The sequence below is a fragment of the Variovorax sp. P4_D9 genome (genome assembly GCF_056401695.1).
Genome location: NZ_JBFUIU010001694.1, coordinates 1 through 683, shown reverse-complemented (window position 1 = coordinate 683; position 683 = coordinate 1). Strand labels below are relative to the sequence as shown.

1 protein-coding gene is annotated in these 683 nt (G+C 65.2%); it reads left to right on the top strand.

Features of this window, described 5'->3' with window-relative positions; translation table 11 throughout:
• On the top strand, positions 1–683 hold a 683-nt coding region (gene phaZ / locus AC1DY5_RS57810; RefSeq protein ID WP_478123067.1), incomplete at both ends, for a polyhydroxyalkanoate depolymerase.

The window sequence follows — 683 nt, the reverse complement described above, 5'->3', positions numbered from 1 at the left end:
GAGTACGGCAACTGCCACGTGATCAGCGTCTGCCAGCCGACGGTCCCGGTGCTGGCCGCGGTGTCCCTGATGGCCAGCCGCGGCGAGAAGACGCCGCTGTCTATGACCATGATGGGCGGCCCGATCGACGCCCGCAAGTCGCCCACGGCGGTCAACAACCTTGCGATGAACAAGAGCTTCGAGTGGTTCGAGAACAATGTGATCTACCGAGTGCCGGACGGCTTCCCGGGCGCCGGACGGCGCGTCTACCCGGGCTTCCTGCAGCACACCGGCTTCGTGGCGATGAACCCCGACCGCCATGCCAGTAGCCACTATGACTATTTCAAGGACCTGATCAAGGGCGACGACGCCAGCACCGAGGCCCACCGCAAGTTCTACGACGAGTACAACGCGGTGCTCGACATGGACGCCGACTACTACCTTGAGACGATCCGCACCGTGTTCCAGAAGTTCGACCTGGTGAACGGCACCTGGGAAGTGACGAACCCCGCCGGCGAGCGCGAGACGGTGCGGCCGCAGGACATCCAGTCGACCGGCCTGTTGACGATCGAGGGCGAACTGGACGACATCTCCGGCTCGGGCCAGACCCGTGCCGCGCACGAACTCTGCACCGGCGTCTCGGCCAAGGAGCAACGCCATCTCGAGGTCCAGGGTGCCGGCCACTACGGCATCTTCAGCGGACG